Genomic DNA, 17,163 nt, shown 5'->3' on the forward strand with positions numbered 1-17,163 from the left:
ATTTGCTGTTTGCAACTCGAGAAACTGTAGAGACATCCATACCTATGGTATCTGCAATGTCCTTAAGTATCATTGGGCGCAGTTTGCGCTCATCTCCACTGAGGAAGTATTCATGCTGGTAATGCATGATGGCATTCATGGTTACCAGTAAGGTTTGTTGTCGCTGTCTGATGGCTTCAATGAACCACTTAGCGGCATCTAGTTTTTGTTTGATAAAGAGCACCGCATCTTTTTGAGATTTGGTCTTCTCTTTCGCGGCCTTATAGCCTTTGAGCATATCAGAATACTCTTTTGAAACGTGTAGTTCTGGTGCATTTCGGCCGTTTAAAGAGAGTTCTAATTCTCCATCTACAATGCGAATGGTAAAATCTGGAACTACATGCTCTACCATGCGGGTACTTGAAGAGTACGTCCCACCTGGTTTTGGGTTGAGGCCTTCTATTTCATGTATAGCATTGCGCAGCTCATCTTCAGTGATATTGAATTTGTGCTGCAGCTTGCTGTAGTGTTTTTTGCTGAAGAGTTCAAAGGCGTCTTCAATGATGTCAATGGCCAATTGCACTTCTGCGGTGGGAGACTTGCGTTCCAATTGTAAAAGCAAGCATTCCTGTAGGTTTCTTGCGCCTACGCCTGCTGGATCCAACTGTTGAACCAGTTCCAGAACCTCTTCGATCTTTTCCTCTGTGGTGTATACGTTTTGGGTAAAGGCTAGATCGTCCATGATGTCAATAATCGGACGTCTGATATAGCCGCTCTCATCGACACTTCCCACCAAGAATTCAGCGATCTCTGACTGCTCTTCATCCAAGCGGAAGGTATTGAGCTGGTTCATCAAAAACTGGGTGAAGGACGTCCCAGAGGCATAAGGCACCTGTTTGTCTTCATCGTCACTGCTGTAGTTGTTTGCAGAGAGCTTATAAGACGGAATCTCGTCATCGCTCAGATAGTCGTCAATATTGATCTCTGTTTCGATCTTCTCTGCGTCCGACTCGTATTCTTGCTCTCCTTCATAGGAATCTTCCCGCTCTTCACTGCGGTCCTTACCGCCTTCCAGTGCTGGATTTTCCTGCATCTCTTGAGCAATACGCTGTTCAAAAGCCTGGGTAGGCAATTGAATGAGCTTCATCAGCTGAATCTGCTGAGGAGATAGCTTTTGAGAGAGTCTAAAATTGAGTTGTTGTTTTAACATCTAAGCGAGTTGTACATAAAGTTAAAAAAAACGATCTTAAAAAGTAGTTAAGATCGTTTTCTATTAGCTTTTTCAGGGTCTAAAATTCGGCGTTCTTCGGCGTTCTAGGGTAAGGAATTACATCTCTAATGTTGCCCATTCCCGTAACAAACTGAACCAGACGTTCAAAGCCCAATCCGAATCCTGAGTGTACCGCTGTACCAAACTTACGCAGGTCTAAGTACCACCAAAGTTCTTTTTCATCGATCCCTAGATCAGCGATCTTTTGTTTGAGGACATCATAACGCTCTTCACGTTGCGATCCACCAACGATCTCTCCAATTCCCGGGAATAACACATCCATAGCGCGTACGGTCTTCTCATCTTCGTTCAGACGCATATAGAATGCTTTGATATTGGCTGGGTAATCAAACAAGATTACTGGGCATTTGAAATGCTTCTCCACCAAATAGCGCTCGTGTTCGCTTTGAAGATCTGCGCCCCATTCATCAATAGGGTATTGGAATTTCTTCTTTTTGTTCGGCTTGGAGTTCTTGAGAATATCAATGGCTTCCGTATAGCTCACGCGCTTGAATTGGTTGTTCAATACAAAGTCCAACTTCTCGCGCAGTGGCATTGGGCTGCGTTGATCTGCAGGTTTCATAGACTCTTCTTTGGTCAATCTTTCTTCCAAGAAGGCCAAGTCATCTTGACAGTTTTCTACCGCGTATTTGATCACGTATTTGATAAAATCCTCTGCCAGATCCATGTTACCGTCCAAATCACAGAAAGCAACCTCTGGCTCAATCATCCAGAATTCAGCTAGGTGACGCGAAGTATTTGAGTTCTCCGCTCTAAAGGTTGGACCAAAAGTATACACTTTGCTGAGTCCCATAGCATAGGTTTCTGCTTCCAACTGACCACTCACGGTCAAGTTAGATTCCTTGCCAAAAAAGTCTTCTTTGTAATCCACATCACCGTCCTCGGTTAGCGGTGGATTCTTAGGATCTAAAGTACTCACGCGGAACATTTCTCCTGCTCCTTCTGCATCACTCCCGGTAATGATAGGAGCGTGCATATAGTAATAACCATTGGTTTGAAAATACTCGTGAACTGCAAAGGCCAATTTAGAACGCAAACGCATAACCGCACCAAAGGTGTTGGTACGCACACGCAAGTGTGCCTGCTCACGCAACTTCTCTAAGGTGTGGCGTTTTGGAGAAAGTACCGTCAGTTTAACCTCTTCCGGATCAGCATCTCCTAAAATCTCCACTTTAGAAACAGCAACTTCAACAGCTTGTCCGCTACCTTGACTGGCCACTAGGTTTCCAGTTACGGCAATTGCAGATCCAGTCGTGATGCGTTTGAGTAATGCCTCGTCAAAATTTTCAAAATCAACGACACATTGAATATTTTTAATAGTAGACCCATCATTCAGGGCAATAAAGCGGTTAGAACGGAAGGATTTCACCCAACCGCGTACGGTAAATTCTTGTAAGGAAGGCTCGCTTTGGAGCAACTCTAATACTTCTTTATAGCTCATAACTTTCGCTTTATACGGGGCAAATATAGATGTTCGTCAAGACACCGACAAGCCCGCCTTTACTTATCCTTTAGGGATTCAATTTCTTCTTTGTCCAAGATGATTCTCAGCGATGGTTTTCGCATCGTATCCTGGTTGGCAATGCTGCGCTCCAAGGAAAGCAACAAAGAGGGGAGTAGCATGAGGTTAGACAGCATGGCAAAGAGCAAAGTGGCCGAAACCAATCCGCCTAAAGCCACCGTACCTCCAAAGCTGGAGATCATAAACACTGAAAAACCAAAGAACAGCACAATGGAGGTGTAGAACATACTTACACCGGTTTCACGAAGCGCTGCATAAACTGATCTGGAGATCTTCCATTTTTTGGCGATGAGTTCTTGCCTGTACTTGGCTAAAAAGTGAATGGTATCATCCACAGAAATACCAAAGGCTATACTGAATACCAAAATGGTTGAAGGCTTGATAGGAATACCAATGAATCCCATCATTCCTGCTGTTACCAATAGCGGCAGCAGGTTCGGTAAAAGGGATACCAAGATCATTTTTACACTGCGGAACATCCAGGCCATGAATAAGGCGATCAGCAAAATGGCCAAAGACAGGGAGATGATCAGGTTGCGAACCAAATAGCTTGTTCCTTTTTGGAATACCAAAGCCTTCCCGGTTAGGGTAACTTCATAGCGTTCCTCGGGGAAAATCTTGCCGATCTCCTCCAACAAGTCGCTTTCAATTTCATTCATCCTTTCAGTAGGCGTGTCTTTAATGAAAGTTGTGATGCGCGCATATTGACCAGTGGTGTCCACATAACTTTTCATCAGGTCTGTACTCTCTGAAGAGTTTTTCGCGTAGGATAGAATAAAGGTACGTTCCTGAGAATTCGGCAATTGATAGAACTCCGGATTGTTATTGTAGTAAGCCTGTTTAGAATACTTAACCAAGTTAACCACGGAAACTGGGTTGGAGAATTCTGGGATCTCTTCAATGATGGTGTGTAGCTTATCCATCCGTTTGATGGTAGCCAATTTCATTACCCCTTCTTCACGTTTGGTGTCGATGAGGATCTCTAAAGGCATTAAGCCCTCATACTCCTTTTCATAAAAGCGAATGTCTTGAAAGAAGTCGGCGCTTTTGGGCATATCTTCAATAAGACTTCCTGAGATCTCGATCTTGTAGATTCCAATGATACTCGCCGTTAAAAGAATGACCGAAACTGCATAAATCGCTACGCGGTGATGCTTCACCATATTTTCCATCCAGGATACAAAACTGCCTATCCAGCGTTTGTTTAAGTGCTTTAAGTGCTTGTATTTGGGGATCGCCATATAACTGTATACGATCGGGATGATACACAGGCAAAGCAAAAAGATCGCGATGATACAGATCGAGGCAACCGTACCAAACTCCTTAAGCAATTGGCTTTTGGTCAAAATAAAAGTCGCAAAACCGGAAGCCGTAGTCACATTGGTCATCAAGGTTGCGTTTCCAACTTTGGTGATCACACGTTGCAACGACTTGGCTTGGTTCCCGTGGGATTTAATTTCCTGCTGATATTTATTAATTAAAAAGATACAGTTCGGAATTCCGATCACAATGATCAAAGGTGGAATCAGTGCCGTGAGCACTGTAATTTCATAATGCAGCAAGCCCAAAATACCAAAGGCCCACATCACTCCAATGATCACGGTGATCATGGATATGAAAGTCGCTCTAAAGGATCTAAAGAAAAAGAAGAAGATCAGCGAGGTCACCAGCAGCGCGGCTCCAATGAATAACCCAATCTCATCAATGATGTTCTGAGAGTTTAGGGTTCGGATATACGGCATCCCCGATGTATAGACGGTAATGTCATAAGTGTTCTCAAACTTTTCGATCTCCGGGATCAGGTCGTTGATTATAAAATCGCGGCGGGCCGGTGTATTGACCAATTCCTTCTTGAGATAGATCCCTGTTCGAATCGATTGCTTGTTCGGACTGTATAAAAGGCCTTTGTAAAAAGGGAGTTTCTCAAAAAGACGGTATTTGTACCAGGCTAACTGCTCTGCTGTTGGAATGGAGTCCGTGATAAAGGGTTCCAAATCAAAACGCTCCTCGTCTTGATTCTTGTTCAAGACTTGTAGGTCACCAACGGACAAGGTCAGCTCAATTTCCGGGTATTGTCGAATTTTTTTAGAAAGTGCATCCCAGGCCAAGAAGTTTTCCGGTTGAAAGATCGCGGTGTCTTTCACCCCGATCACGATCAAATTACCCTCTTCTCCAAAAGTCTCTAAGAAATTGTTGTAGGCCATGTTGACTTCATGCTCGTCCGGGAGTAGGTTGGCTTCCGTATAGGTGAAACGCATATGTTTCCATTGCAGTCCCATAAAGACCGTCATCCCTGCAATCACCAATAGCATGAGCAGGCGATTGCGCAAAATGAAACGGGCTACGGCGCCCCAAAATCCTATACTGAAAAGTTTATCCACTACGACAGCTTACAATGCGCGCAAAGGTACTAAAATAAGAGGCAAAGCAGAGGATTTGCTGGGTTAATTAAATACTAAGGTAGAAGGTGAATTTTAAGGCGAGGTTGTCTTCGAATTCAGGCAGGTGGTAGGCACCATAACGGTAGGCAAAACTCAGTCCAAATCCGGAGAAAATCTTGTTGAGTTCCATCCCAATTTCATTATAACCTTGCTCTAAGGTGTCAAAGTCCAAACCGAGGTGTCTTTCCCGTTGAACTAAAGATCCTAAAGCATGTCGCGTTATAAATACCAACTCGGGTTTGATTCGATCTGAAATATAAAAACGACGCAGTGCGTGACGCACTTGTAATGAGATCAGCTTATCCGAGAAGAATTCTCCAAAATACATGGTCTCAAAACTCTGTCGTCCAGCAACAGAGAAGCGCTGCAGAATTCGATCTCGCGTCGGACTGTTTGGGAAGGCGTGGAACAAGTGGGTCAAAGGGATATCGCCAATTCCCAGCTTTCCTTCCAAAAGGATGTTGGTACTGGACAGATCCGTTCGTTTTAGGTAGTAGTCTAGTTTAAGGCCCAGCTTGATGTATTCAAAATCACCATCAAAGAAACTGCGCAGTCCTTGTGAAACCTGAGCCGTGATCTTTGGAAATCCGTCAAAGTATTCGATCTCTCCGTCTTCACTTAAAAAGAAGTTCGTTTTAGGACTAAACCTAAAAGAGGCTGTGGCCTCTGCAATTACGTAGTTAGAAAAGACCTCATTACCTATCTCAAATTGATAGTCTTCAATTTGGGTGATATTGCTTCGCGAGAGTTTGAATTCCGCCAATATCTTTGGAGTCAGCTGTTGCTGATAGTTGGTACGCCAAGTGCGGTGTTTGTAAAACTGTGAGATGTTCACCAAGCGTGGTTCAAAAACATTGTACACTCGGGCATCAGTCAAATAAAAGAAACTCCCCAGTTCTGAGATATCGTCTACATAGGTCAAACTAAGCCAAGACTTGGGTTCTTCTGCAAGTCGTACACTACCACCAAAACTAAACTTCCAGGCTTGGTCCTTAAAACCACGGGCAAAATAGCCACCAAACTTCAAGCTCTCAAAAAGCTTGTCGTTTGTGGTTCCTCCCATCCCCAAACGGATGCCTTCATAATTGTTGTATTTGACCAAATAACGCAGGTCAAAGTCAAAAAAAGAAAGCGGATAGAAGCCGGTTTTAAAGACTGAAGGTGGTTTCTCCGGGATGCTGTCTTGGGTAGTCACCACGGGTTGCTGAGCTATGGCCAGGGTAGTGGTCAGCAAAAACAACAGTATAAACGCGGCGGACTTTTGCAAATGAGGTATTAAAAAAGGCCCTTGCGGGCCTGTATTGACGAGGGCTTACACCGTCATGATCTCCTGCTCCTTCTTATCGAGGATAGAGTCGATCAAGGCAATGTGTTTATCGGTCATTTCTTGAATGTCAATCTCTAGATTCTTTTTCAAATCCTCAGAGATATCCAATCCTTTAAGGTCGTTATTGGCTGATTTTCTATCGTTACGAACTCCAATCTTAGCTTCTTCGGCTTCTGATCTGGCTTGTTTGGCCAATTCCTTTCTGCGCTCCTCTGTAAGTGGCGGTACATTGATGATCACGCTTTCCCCGTTGTTCATCGGGTTGAAGCCAAGATTTGCCATTTGAATTCCTTTCTCGATTTCCGGAATCAAAGATTTTTCCCAAGGCTGAATGGAAATGGTCATTCCGTCTGGGGTGTTTACGTTAGCCACCTGACTCAATGGAGTTGGTGTGCCGTAGTATTCCACCATCACGCTTCCTACCATAGAAGGTGAGGCTTTTCCAGCACGGATGTTGATCAGCTTCTTTTTAAGGTGATCTATAGATTTTTGCATCCCTTCTCGGGCTGCGTCAATAATAAAGTCTACTTCTTCGTCCATAAAACCAAATTTATATTGGGGATGTCAAATATCAGGCCAAAAATTCGTTAAATATTCACCTTGGTTCCGATCTTCTCTCCACTGATCACTTTATAGAGATTTCCTTGCGTATTCATATCAAATACAATGATTGGAAGCTCGTTTTCCTGACTCAAAGTGAAGGCGGTGGTGTCCATAACCTTAAGGCCTTTCTTGATAACATCGTCAAAGGAAATATAGTCAAATTTTGTGGCGTCGGAATCTTTTTCAGGATCGCTGGTGTAAATTCCATCTACGCGAGTACCTTTTAAGATCACATCGGCTCCGATTTCAATAGCACGTAGAACGGCCGCTGAATCTGTGGTGAAATACGGATTACCGGTTCCTCCACCGAAAATAACTACACGCCCTTTTTCTAAATGACGGATCGCCTTTCTACGGATAAACGGTTCGGCTACTTCATTTATTTTAATAGCGCTTTGTAAGCGCGTCGGAACCTGATTGTCTTCTAAGGCGCTTTGCAAGGCTAAACCATTAATCACAGTAGCCAACATGCCCATGTGATCACCTTGAACGCGGTCCATGCCTCGGGAAGCTCCCGCAACACCTCTAAAGATGTTTCCGCCACCGATAACAATGGCTACTTGTACCCCTAAATCCGTGATTTTTTTGATCTCTCTAGCGTAGTCGTCTAAACGCTCTGGATCGATACCATATTGGCGATTTCCCATTAGGGCTTCTCCGGATAATTTGAGTAAAATTCTGTTGTATTTCATGCCTTAGCGCGGGTTTGTGCAAATATAGTCAGAAAAAGTAATTTTTTATTTTGTTGAACGTTCGTATACTTGACCTCCGATGAAAAAAATCGGGAGATTAAATTCATCAAATCAAATAATACTATCTTTAGAAAAAATTAATTATGCAAAAGTTTCTATCTCTAGCTCTATTAGCAGCTCTAGTTTTTACAGGCTGTTCGAGCGACGACGACAACAACAACACTGACGATGGTGGAGGAGAAGGCGACAATCCGGTAACTGCCACTTACCGAGTCACCTTTAACCCGAATTGGACTGAAGCTCAGTTCCCAACAGATTATCCAGCCAATGCTGCATTTTCTAATATTTTGGTAGCGGTTCACGCACCAGGGAACAATGTTTTCAGGTTGGGTCAACAAGCAAGTGCCGGATTACAGGTATTTGCAGAGACTGGAGACAGTAGTGCTCTGGCCACGGAACTTACTAGTTCAGGTTCTGAAGACAGCGTTGATTTCTTTGTGACATCTTCTGCTGCCGGAGGAGGTCCAACAGCGGCACAGTCCGTAAACGTAACTGTAGATCCTGAAAAGACTTCGATTAGCTTTGTGGTTTCCATGACGCCGAGTCCTGACTGGTTTGCAGGAGTTGACAGTTTCTCTATTGTTTTGCCAAGCGATGCTTTGGTGAGCGAGGAGACTTTGACGCTTTCTGTGCTTGATGCTGGAACCGACAGTGGAGATACGTATAACGCTGCAGACAATCCAACGAGTCCTCAAGGCAATATCAGTATTGTCAATACGCCACCAATTGGAACCTCTGGAGGATTGACACCAGCTATCGGATCAATCACCATTACGCGTACTGATTTGTAAGCAAAGAAAAAAAGACCATAAAAAAACCCGCTTCCTTGGAAGCGGGTTTTTTATTTTATATCGTTGAATGCTTATGCAAGAGCAACGCGCTCAAAAGAAACAACGTCTACATCACCAATAGTCTTCACGTATTGGCTAACGCTTTGTTTGTTGTCTTTGATGAAAGCTTGGTTAACCAAAGTGTTGTCTTTAAAGAAACGCTTTAGTTTTCCTTTAGCGATGTTGTCCAACATCTCTTCTGGCTTTCCTTCTTGACGCAATTGATCTTTAGCGATCTCGATCTCTTTTTCAATGGTTGCCTGATCAACTCCAGACTCATCTAGAGCAACAGGGTTCATTGCAGCGGCTTGCATTGCAACATCTTTTGCTACAACATCAGCACCGTCAACATCAGCAGAAAGACCTGTAAGAACAGCGATCTTGTTTCCTGCGTGGATGTAAGAACCTACGAAAGGAGCTTCCAATACGCGGAAATCACCGATCTCGATCTTCTCACCGATAACACCAGTTTGCTCAGTCAATTTATCTTGAACAGAGATACCGTTGAAATCTGCAGCCAAGAACTCGTCTTTAGAACTGCTCGCCAATGCTAATTCAGCAAGGTCGTGAGCCAAAGAAACGAAAGAATCGTTCTTAGCAACGAAGTCAGTTTCACAGTTCAAAGAAACGATCACTCCTTTAGAAGCACCATCGTTTACCTTTGCAATAACAGCTCCCTCGCTAGAGTCACGATCAGCACGCTTTGCAGCTACTTTTTGACCTTTTTTACGAAGAATCTCGATAGCCTTGTCGAAGTCACCATCGGCCTCAACCAAAGCTTTTTTACAATCCATCATCCCCGCTCCAGTTGCTTTACGCAATTTGTTTACATCTGCGGCTGTGATATTTGCCATTTGTTTGTGTTTTAAGTGTTGAAAAACTCAAGCGGAAATCCGCTCGAATAAATTTATTCTTCTTCTTGTTTTGCAGCTGCTTCAGCTTTTGGGGCTGGTGCTGCTTTTGGAGCTGCTTCAGCCTTTGGAGCTGCTTTAGCTTCTCCTTCTTTAGAGGCTTTACGCTCTTCCAATCCTTCAATGATTGCCTCAGAAACTTGAGAAACGATCTTGTCGATACTCTTAGAAGCATCGTCGTTAGATGGGATTACGTAATCAACTTCACGAGGATCACTGTTGGTATCAACCATAGCGAAGATCGGGATGTTCAATTTTTGTGCCTCTTTTACGGCGATGTGCTCACGAGTCGTATCCACGATGAACAATGCACCTGGCAAACGGCTCATGTCAGAGATAGAACCTAAGTTCTTTTCCAACTTAGCACGTAAACGGTTTACTTGAAGCTTTTCTTTCTTAGAAAGAGAGTCAAAAGTACCGTCTTGCTTCATGCGATCAATAGATGACATCTTCTTAACCGCCTTACGGATAGTTACGAAGTTAGTCAACATACCTCCTGGCCAACGCTCAGTGATATAAGGCATGTTTGCTTTGCTCGCTTTGTCAGCAACGATATCTTTCGCTTGCTTCTTAGTAGCTACGAACAAAATCTTGCGTCCGCTAGCGGCGATCTTTTTAAGCGCCTCGTTAGCTTCGTCAATTTTTGCAGCAGTCTTGTAAAGGTTGATGATGTGGATTCCGTTACGCTCCATATAGATATAAGGAGCCATGTTTGGATTCCATTTACGGGTGAGGTGCCCAAAGTGCACCCCGGCGTCGAGTAATTCTTTTACTTCGATTTTCTTTGCCATTTTGTTTTAGTTTACGTTCTGTCTAGATAGCAACGCACCCATTGGGGTGGTTTAGATGCTAAACTAACTTCCTGCACTTAGGCAGAAATAACAGCTGTTTCAATAATAAATGAACGGATGGCACTTGCCTCAAGCGGCAAGTGCGGCCAATTAACGTTTAGAGAACTGGAATTTCTTACGCGCTTTCTTCTGTCCGAATTTCTTGCGCTCTACCATTCTTGGATCTCTAGTCAACAAGCCTTCTGGTTTAAGATTTGCACGGTACTCCTCGTTCACTTCGCACAAAGCTCTTGAGATCGCCAAACGAACAGCTTCTGCTTGTCCGGTGATTCCACCTCCGTATACATTAACGTTAACATCGTAGCTTCCTTCGTTGTCAGTTAACATGAACGGTTGGTTCACTTTGTAACGTAGTGCGTCTGTAGTAAAGTATTCATTCAATGAACGCTTGTTTACAGTGATGTTTCCTTTTCCTTGAGAAACATAAACGCGAGCAACGGCAGTCTTTCTTCTACCAATCTTGTGAATAACTTCCATTACTTTTCGTTAAAGATTAATTGTTTTTGGTTTTTGTGCTTCCTGTCCGTGTTCAGCTCCAGCATAAACTTTTAGGTTTCTAAATAATTGGGCACCTAGTTTGTTTTTTGGGAGCATGCCTTTTACAGCTTTCTCAACAACACCTGCAGGATTCTTTTCTTTCAACTCTTGAGCAGTAAGTGAACGCTGTCCACCTGGATAACCCGTATGACGGATATACGTTTTATCGGCCCATTTGTTTCCAGTAAGTACTACCTTTTCTGCGTTGGTGATGATCACGTTGTCACCACAATCCACGTGAGGGGTGTAGCTAGGCTTGTGCTTTCCTCGTAGCAATTTTGCAACTTCAGAAGCCAAACGACCTAACGTCTGTCCTTCAGCATCAACGTGCAACCACTCTTTTTTTACAGTGCTTTTGTTTGCAGATGCTGTTTTATAACTTAATGTATCCACCCTTTTAATTTTTTGTATTAAACATTCCTTATTTGGACAAAATCGGGGTGCAAATGTACTATTATTTATTTGAATAACAAGCAATGAAGACTTAAAATCCAAAGCCCGTTTTAGCGGGTGGTTGATGTTAAACTTCTATTAAAAAAATCTTAAAAACTGTCACGTTCGTAACTATTGACTGTCCTTTATTCAAACTAACTAACAATGTTGCGTACCCTATCACTAACCGCAGCCCTTTCTTTATTGGCTGTAAGCGCTCTTTTTGCGCAGGATACTACCTATCCCAAACGCTCATACACCACAACCTCTATCGGGGATACTGCTGCTCCTAAGATCGACGGTCTTATAGACGATCCAGCTTGGGATCTGGTAGAGTGGACCACAGATTATGTGGAATTCCAACCAGATGTCGGTACGCCGCCAACTGAGCAGACTAAAATGAAGATCGTTTACGATCAGAAGAATTTATACGTAGCCTTTAAGTGTTATCAAGAAGATCCCGCTACCATTGAGCGCCGTATGGGACGTCGTGATGATTTCCCGGGAGATTGGGTAGAGATCAACTTGGATAGCTTTGGAGATGATCGCTCCGGATTTAGTTTTACCATTTCTGCCAGTGGGGTAAAAGGGGACGAGTTCATTTCAGAGAACGGTAACTTTGACGATAGTTGGAATCCTATTTGGTACACCGATGTCAATGTAGATGATGAAGGATGGACTGCAGAGATTCGTATCCCGCTGAGTCAACTCCGCTTTGGAAACGACCACGAACAGGTTTGGGGCCTGCAATCCACGCGTCGCTACTTTAATAATGAAGAGCGTTCCCTATGGCAGCCATTACCAGCCAATCCTCCGGGATGGGTTAGTGAATTTGGAGAATTGCGAGGCCTGATCGGACTCACTCCGCAGAAACAATTAGAGATACAACCTTATACGCTTGCACAGTTAGACACCTATGAACCTGAGCAGGGGAACCCGTTCCGTGATGGCCAAGACACCAAGTTTACCGGTGGTTTGGATGCGAAGATCGGGGTGACCAATGATCTTACCTTAGACCTTACCATCAATCCAGATTTTGGGCAAGTAGATGCGGACCCTGGAGCTATCGCTTTAGATGGATTTGAGATCTTCTTTCAAGAACGTAGACCCTTCTTTGTAGAGAACAAGAATGTCTTTGACTTTAGATTGGGAGGAGGAGCAGACAATGTGTTTTTCTCTCGTCGGATTGGTCGCAGCCCGCAGGGCGGAACTACAGCGAGAGCTTCCAGAGGGGAATTTGTCGATGTGCCGATCAACTCAACCATATTAGGAGCTGCCAAGTTCAGTGGGAAGACCAAGGACGGCTGGGCCATTGGAATCTTAGAAAGTGTCACTGCACGATCCGTGGCAGAGATCACCTTGACGGATGATGAGGATGTTTTGGCCAGTATTGATGAGCTAGGAGAGGAGCGCGAAGAGGTCGTGGAACCCTTGACCAACTATTTTGTAGGGCGTATGCAAAAGGACTTTAATGATCGTAATTCTTATATAGGAGGAATCTTTACGGCGACGCATCGCAATATGGAAGATCGTTTAAACTTTCTGCATTCTCATGCCTATTCCGGCGGATTGGACTTTAAGCACAATTGGAAAGACAGAAAGTATTATGTAGAAGGAAGCGCTGTAGTGAGTACGGTGCGTGGAAGTAAGGAAGCCATTACCAGAACGCAACGCTCTTTAACGCACCTTTTTCAACGAGTTGATGCCGGACACGTAGCTGTCGATACCTCGAGAACCAGCCTTAGTGGAACTTCAGGTCGATTTGAGATCGGGCGTCAAAGTGGAGACTGGCGTTATAATTTTGGTGGAAACTTTCGTTCTCCAGAACTGGAACTCAATGATATTGGATTTTTACGTCAGGCGGATGATATTCGTCAATACGCGAACGTACGCCGCTTTTGGAACCGACCCACCTCTTGGTTTCGCGAGGCGAACCTTGGGGTAAATCAATTCACTTCTTATGATTTTGAAGGGAACTACAACCGTATTCAATACGAGATCAACGGATTTGTGAATTGGAAGAACAACTGGTTTACAGAAGTGGGTGCCGCTCATAAGCCGCGCATCTTTACCAATACTTTTTTACGCGGAGGGCCACGTTGGCGTTTTTCTGATGAGAACTTCTTCTTTATTTTCTCCGGAACTGATCAGCGGAAAAGACTCAGCGGGACTTTAGGTTATGTGCATTCAGACGCAGACAATCTGGATTTCCAGTTTAGACGCTATGTTTTGCGTTTGCGCTATCAGCCCATAAACTCTCTCAGTGCGTCTTTGAATGTGGAGTACGAACAAAACCCCAACAAAACGCAGTATGTGACTCAAACCTCCTTTGGTGAGACACCGCGTTACATTCTGGGAGAGATCGATAATGAATCTTTGAGTACGACTTTAAGAGTCAATTACAACATCAATCCAAACTTAACGATACAGTACTACGGACAGCCGTTTATCTTCAAGGCGAGTTTTACCAATTTCAACTATGTAAACGATGCTACGGCAGAAGACCTCAGCCAACGTGTGACTTGGTTTGATGAGCAGCAGATCTCCTTTGCAGACGGTTTGTATTCTGTGGATGAAGACCGTGACGGCACTACAGATTACGCCTTTGGCGATCCCGACTTTGCCTTTGTGCAGTTTAGATCGAACCTAGTATTGCGTTGGGAATATATTCCCGGCTCGGAGATCTTTTTAGTGTGGTCTCAAGGGATTACCGGCTTGGGTGATCCAAGCAATGATTTCAATACCATTATTGACAATCAACTGCTGCAGCAAAGACCGCAGAACACCTTTTTGATCAAAGCGACGTACCGCTTTGTACTTTAAGACTTAGTGGGCTTCGAGCCAGTTTTGGCCGAGGCCCATATCTACTACCAAAGGAACCGCTAATTTATAAGCAGCTTCCATTTCTGTGCGGATCATGGCGCTGACCTTTTCCAGTTCGGGTTTGTATACATCAAACACCAATTCATCGTGCACTTGGAGCAGCATTTTGGTCTTATAATTGTCTGCTTCTAGTTTTTTGTGGATGTTGATCATCGCTATTTTGATGATATCCGCTGCGCTTCCTTGAATAGGCGCATTCACTGCGTTACGTTCAGCGGCACCGCGAACCACAGCATTGCGGCTATTGATGTCTTTTAAGTATCTACGACGACCCAATACCGTTTGCACATAGCCGTTGTCGCGTGCAAAATCCACTTGGGCGCCCATATAGTCTCTGAGCTTTGGATAGGTCTTGTAATAGGTTTCAATGAGTTCTTTGGCTTCCGTTCTGTTAAGATCGGTCTGATTGCTCAACCCAAAAGCAGAAACTCCGTAGATGATTCCAAAGTTTACCGTCTTGGCGTTGGAACGTTGTTCGCGTGTCACTTCACTGGGGTCAACGCCAAAGACCTTAGCCGCTGTTGAGGTGTGAATATCCTCGCCTTTATTAAAGGCTTCAATCATATTGTCCTCCTCGCTCAAAGCGGCAATGATTCTCAGTTCAATTTGCGAGTAATCCGCTGCGAGTAGCACGTGCTCCTCATCTCTCGGGACAAACGCCTTTCGCACTTCACGGCCGCGTTCGGTGCGGATCGGAATGTTTTGCAGGTTTGGATTGTTACTGCTCAGACGACCAGTAGCGGCAACGGTCTGCATATAGTCCGTATGTACCCGTCCGCTTACCTCTGAAACCTGTAGCGGCAGCGCATCCACATAAGTGCTTTTGAGTTTGGTGAGTCCACGGTAGCTCAAAACATCACGAATGATCTTGTGATCTTTGGCCAGATAAGAGAGTACATCTTCTGCGGTAGAATACTGACCGGTTTTGGTCTTTTTAGGTTTGTCAACCAATTGCATTTTTCCAAAGAGGATCTCGCCTAATTGACGGGGCGAGGCAATGTTGAATTCTTCTCCAGCAGCTTCGTAAATGTCTGCTTCTAACTTTTTGATATCTGTATCTAAGGCTCCGGACAGTTGCGCCAGAAAGTCTTTGTTGAGATTAATCCCTTCCAATTCCATAGAAGCGAGTACACGCAAGAGTGGCAACTCAATATCTTTAAAGAGTTTTTGAGTATTGGCCTCATCGAGCTCTTTTACAAAATGCTCTTTGAGTTGCAAGGTGATGTCGGCGTCCTCTACGGCGTATTCGGTCTGTTTGTTTAAAGGAACGTCTCGCATAGAAAGTTGATTCTTTCCTTTTTTTCCGATGAGTTCCTCGATCTTGATCGGGGTGTAGTTCAAATAGGTCTCAGACAGCACGTCCATATTGTGGCGCATGTCTGGATTGATCAAATAATGCGCGAGCATGGTGTCAAAAAGAGGCCCGAGCACAGGCATATCATACTTGGCCAGTACCTTGATATCATACTTCAAGTTTTGCCCGATCTTTTCTATCCCTTCGGATTCGAAAAACGGACGGAATCGCTCCAATAAGGCTTTGCATTCCTTTTGGTCTGCCGGGAAAGGAACGTAAAAGCCCTTGCCTACTTCCCAGGAGAACGCAATTCCAACCAACTCGGCAATCAATGGGTCCAAACCGGTGGTTTCGGTATCAAAGCAAACACTCTGTTGCTTGAGGAGTTTATCTATCAAAAGGGAAACTCCTAATTCTGTGTCTACGCTTTGGTAAAAGTGATCGGCCACAGCCGCGGTTTGTCTGCTTGAACCAGTTGCTGCCGCTGCTGGAGCATCTCCTTGAGCATCAAATAGTGAGAACTGACCAGCTCCTGCAGTTTTGCTTGCTGAGGCAGTTGTAGCTGCCTTTGGCGCCTCTGTACCCGATGGTGTTTCTGTAGCTTGCTGATTGAAGGTCTTTAAAAAATTGTCGATCAAGCGTCTGAACTCCAGCTCTTCAAAAATTGCTTTCACTGCTTCGGTGTCGGGTTCTGACATTTCAAAGTCTTCAGCGTCAAATTCCACAGGAACGTCCAATAAGATCTTGGCCAATTCTTTAGACATCAGGCCTAATTCTTTGGCACCTTCAACCTTCTCTTTCATTTTTCCTTTAAGCTGATCGGTATTGGCCAAAAGTCCTTCCATAGAGCCGAATTGCTTAATGAATTTCTTGGCTGTTTTGTCACCCACTCCCGGAAGCCCAGGAATGTTATCTGCACTGTCTCCCATCATCCCCAAATAATCAATGACTTGTAAGGGGTCATCTACTTCAAACTTTGCTTTTACCTCTTCAACGCCCCAAGTCTCATATCCACCACCAAATACGGGGCGGTACATAAAAATATTTTCACTTACCAATTGGGCAAAATCCTTATCTGGGGTCACCATAAAGGTTTGGTAACCTTCTTTTTCTGCTTTTTTGGCTAGGGTTCCAATGACGTCGTCTGCCTCAAATCCTTGCTTGACCATAATGGGAATATGCATGGCTTCCAAGATTCTGTAGATATAGGGTACGGCAAACAAGATCGGCTCCGGAGTTTCATCCCGATTGGCCTTGTAGTCTGCAAACATTTCATTGCGAACGTCACTACCACCCTTGTCAAAACAAACCGCCAAATGGTCCGGGCGTTCGCGTTTGATCACATCCAAAAGGGAATTCATAAAGCCCATAATGGCAGAGGTGTTTTCTCCCTTGGAATTTACACGAGGATTTTTGATAAAGGCGTAATATCCCCTAAAGATCAGGGCGTAAGCATCGACTAGGAACAGTCTTTTGGAATCGGACATAATTGTGGTTCGTTGTTGCGTTT

Annotated in this window: 13 protein-coding genes; 2 read left to right on the forward strand and 11 right to left on the reverse strand. The window is 44.2% G+C overall.

Translation table 11 applies throughout. The features are described 5' to 3' along the window. From rpoN to pyrH, 6 genes are all read right to left on the reverse strand, one after another. Positions 1 to 1,189 (reverse strand): RNA polymerase factor sigma-54 (rpoN, locus tag ACSLP7_RS04265; RefSeq protein ID WP_435578171.1); only part of this gene is annotated, 1,189 nt, incomplete at its 3' end. 79 nt (positions 1,190 to 1,268) lie between these two features. Beyond that, positions 1,269 to 2,711 (reverse strand): asparagine--tRNA ligase, encoded by a 1,443-nt coding sequence (gene asnS / locus ACSLP7_RS04270; protein WP_435578172.1) that lies wholly within the window; start codon positions 2,709 to 2,711, stop codon positions 1,269 to 1,271. Between the two features lie 59 nt (positions 2,712 to 2,770). Further along, complete coding sequence (locus ACSLP7_RS04275) at positions 2,771 to 5,173, reverse strand: efflux RND transporter permease subunit (protein ID WP_435578173.1); 2,403 nt, start codon at positions 5,171 to 5,173, stop codon at positions 2,771 to 2,773. 67 nt (positions 5,174 to 5,240) lie between these two features. Further along, positions 5,241 to 6,467, reverse strand: coding sequence for a hypothetical protein (locus tag ACSLP7_RS04280; RefSeq protein ID WP_435578174.1), 1,227 nt, complete (start codon positions 6,465 to 6,467; stop codon positions 5,241 to 5,243). A gap of 78 nt (positions 6,468 to 6,545) precedes the next feature. Further along, positions 6,546 to 7,100, reverse strand: a complete 555-nt coding sequence (gene frr / locus ACSLP7_RS04285) for a ribosome recycling factor (RefSeq protein ID WP_435578175.1) — start codon at positions 7,098 to 7,100, stop codon at positions 6,546 to 6,548. A 47-nt stretch (positions 7,101 to 7,147) separates the two neighbouring features. Further along, positions 7,148 to 7,855 carry a UMP kinase gene (pyrH, locus tag ACSLP7_RS04290; protein WP_435578176.1) on the reverse strand — a complete coding sequence of 236 codons (708 nt, stop codon included), beginning with the start codon at positions 7,853 to 7,855 and terminating at the stop codon, positions 7,148 to 7,150. A gap of 143 nt (positions 7,856 to 7,998) precedes the next feature. Here pyrH and ACSLP7_RS04295 point away from each other — a divergent pair, with 143 nt between their 5' ends. Beyond that, on the forward strand, positions 7,999 to 8,706 hold the full coding sequence (locus ACSLP7_RS04295) for a spondin domain-containing protein (RefSeq protein WP_435578177.1): 708 nt from the start codon (positions 7,999 to 8,001) through the stop codon (positions 8,704 to 8,706). A 71-nt stretch (positions 8,707 to 8,777) separates the two neighbouring features. On the opposite strand, the gene tsf is transcribed toward ACSLP7_RS04295, so the two are convergent. From tsf to rplM, 4 genes are all read right to left on the reverse strand, one after another. Beyond that, a complete protein-coding gene (gene tsf / locus ACSLP7_RS04300; RefSeq protein ID WP_291184648.1) occupies positions 8,778 to 9,599 on the reverse strand; it encodes a translation elongation factor Ts in 822 nt (273 codons plus the stop codon). A gap of 53 nt (positions 9,600 to 9,652) precedes the next feature. Beyond that, complete coding sequence (gene rpsB / locus ACSLP7_RS04305; RefSeq protein WP_435578178.1) at positions 9,653 to 10,447, reverse strand: 30S ribosomal protein S2; 795 nt, start codon at positions 10,445 to 10,447, stop codon at positions 9,653 to 9,655. A gap of 150 nt (positions 10,448 to 10,597) precedes the next feature. Then, positions 10,598 to 10,984 carry a 30S ribosomal protein S9 gene (gene rpsI, locus ACSLP7_RS04310; protein ID WP_291184642.1) on the reverse strand — a complete coding sequence of 129 codons (387 nt, stop codon included), beginning with the start codon at positions 10,982 to 10,984 and terminating at the stop codon, positions 10,598 to 10,600. 9 nt (positions 10,985 to 10,993) lie between these two features. Then, on the reverse strand, positions 10,994 to 11,437 hold the full coding sequence (rplM, locus tag ACSLP7_RS04315) for a 50S ribosomal protein L13 (RefSeq protein ID WP_272830380.1): 444 nt from the start codon (positions 11,435 to 11,437) through the stop codon (positions 10,994 to 10,996). 204 nt (positions 11,438 to 11,641) lie between these two features. On the opposite strand from rplM, the gene ACSLP7_RS04320 reads away from it, so the two are divergent. Then, positions 11,642 to 14,299 (forward strand): DUF5916 domain-containing protein, encoded by a 2,658-nt coding sequence (locus ACSLP7_RS04320; protein WP_435578179.1) that lies wholly within the window; start codon positions 11,642 to 11,644, stop codon positions 14,297 to 14,299. A gap of 3 nt (positions 14,300 to 14,302) precedes the next feature. Here ACSLP7_RS04320 and polA read toward each other — a convergent pair whose 3' ends face one another. After that, positions 14,303 to 17,140 (reverse strand): DNA polymerase I, encoded by a 2,838-nt coding sequence (polA, locus tag ACSLP7_RS04325; protein WP_435578180.1) that lies wholly within the window; start codon positions 17,138 to 17,140, stop codon positions 14,303 to 14,305. Positions 17,141 to 17,163: the final 23 nt, after the last annotated feature.

This window comes from Gilvibacter sp. (assembly GCF_965601605.1).
Classification (GTDB): domain Bacteria; phylum Bacteroidota; class Bacteroidia; order Flavobacteriales; family Flavobacteriaceae; genus Gilvibacter.

Excerpts from the sequence above, each read along its gene's own strand:
- asnS (WP_435578172.1), bottom strand. The coding sequence starts at position 2,711 with ATGAGCTATAAAGAAGTATTAGAGTTGCTCCAAAGCGAGCCTTCCTTA.
- ACSLP7_RS04320 (WP_435578179.1), top strand. The coding sequence starts at position 11,642 with ATGTTGCGTACCCTATCACTAACCGCAGCCCTTTCTTTATTGGCTGTA.
- rpsB (WP_435578178.1), bottom strand. The coding sequence starts at position 10,447 with ATGGCAAAGAAAATCGAAGTAAAAGAATTACTCGACGCCGGGGTGCAC.
- polA (WP_435578180.1), bottom strand. The coding sequence starts at position 17,140 with ATGTCCGATTCCAAAAGACTGTTCCTAGTCGATGCTTACGCCCTGATC.
- rpsI (WP_291184642.1), bottom strand. The coding sequence starts at position 10,984 with ATGGAAGTTATTCACAAGATTGGTAGAAGAAAGACTGCCGTTGCTCGC.
- frr (WP_435578175.1), bottom strand. The coding sequence starts at position 7,100 with ATGGACGAAGAAGTAGACTTTATTATTGACGCAGCCCGAGAAGGGATG.
- tsf (WP_291184648.1), bottom strand. The coding sequence starts at position 9,599 with ATGGCAAATATCACAGCCGCAGATGTAAACAAATTGCGTAAAGCAACT.
- ACSLP7_RS04295 (WP_435578177.1), top strand. The coding sequence starts at position 7,999 with ATGCAAAAGTTTCTATCTCTAGCTCTATTAGCAGCTCTAGTTTTTACA.
- pyrH (WP_435578176.1), bottom strand. The coding sequence starts at position 7,855 with ATGAAATACAACAGAATTTTACTCAAATTATCCGGAGAAGCCCTAATG.